The 1,095-nt window shown below is 49.0% G+C and carries 1 protein-coding gene and 1 pseudogene; both read left to right on the top strand.

The window, feature by feature from the left end; genetic code table 11:
• Positions 1–785, top strand: a 785-nt coding sequence (gene vscT, locus R8269_RS25765; RefSeq protein ID WP_318222982.1) for a SctT family type III secretion system export apparatus subunit VscT, incomplete at its 5' end; no start/stop codon positions are given.
• Between the two features lie 15 nt (positions 786–800).
• Positions 801–1,095: pseudogene (vscU, locus tag R8269_RS25760) on the top strand (SctU family type III secretion system export apparatus subunit VscU); the annotation flags it as partial.

Here is a 1,095-nt window from a genome sequence, read left to right as displayed (position 1 = left end):
TGAGTTACGACGATTTACACCAAGCTTTGTTTCTTTATAGCTTAACGCTGCCTAGGCTCATGGCATGCTTTATCTTTCTGCCTATTTTGAGCAAACAGATGCTTGGCGGCGCAATGATCCGTAACGGCGTACTTTGCTCACTTGCGTTGTTTATTTTTCCCGTCGTAAACGAGCAAGCATTGCCCGCCGAAACTGACGGCCTTTGGTTGATTGTGATTCTAGGCAAAGAAGTCTTGCTGGGTATGCTGATTGGCTTTGTCGCAGCCATTCCTTTTTGGGCGATTGAAGCCACTGGCTTTTTGGTGGATAACCAACGCGGTGCGGCGATGGCGAGCATGTTCAACCCAACGCTGGGTTCTCAATCCACCCCAACGGCGGTGTTACTCACCCAAACATTGATCACCTTGTTCTTCTCGGGCGGTGGCTTTGTTGCATTTATCTACGCTCTGTTTAAAAGCTACACCACTTGGCCAATACTCGGCTTTTTTCCGATGGTCACGGACGCGTGGGTAAGCTTTTTCTATGATCAGTTTCAACAGTTAATGTGGCTTGGTGTCTTAATGTCGGCGCCACTTGTGCTCGCGATGTTCTTAGCCGAATTTGGCCTTGCGCTGATCAGCCGCTTTGCGCCGCAACTCAACGTTTTCTTCTTGGCGATGCCCATCAAAAGTGCCATCGCGAGTGTGTTATTGATCGTCTATCTCGGATTAATGATGGATCACTTTGAAGCACTATTTTATGGCATCACTCGCTTTGGCGATCAGCTCAACACGATTTGGAAATAAAGGTTAGGATGTTCTATGAGTGGTGAAAAAACAGAACAACCCACCGCCAAAAAGCTCCGCGACGCCCGCAAAAAAGGACAAGTCGCAAAGAGCCAGGAGATCGTCTCTTCGGCGTTAATTCTGGCACTCATCGCCGTGCTGTTCGCCTTTGCCGATTACTACATGTCGCACATCTCTGCCCTACTTTTGCTGCCAAGCGAACTCGCATATCAAGGCTTTCAAGACGCATTGATCGATGTTGCCATCGCTATCGCCAAAGAGATGGCCTACCTCCTCGCGCCAATCATTTTGGTCGCAGCGCTTATCGCGA

The sequence above is a fragment of the Vibrio sp. Vb0667 genome (genome assembly GCF_033391095.1).
The sequence above is the reverse complement of the archived record's forward strand: the minus strand, read 5'-3'. Positions and strand labels throughout refer to the sequence as shown.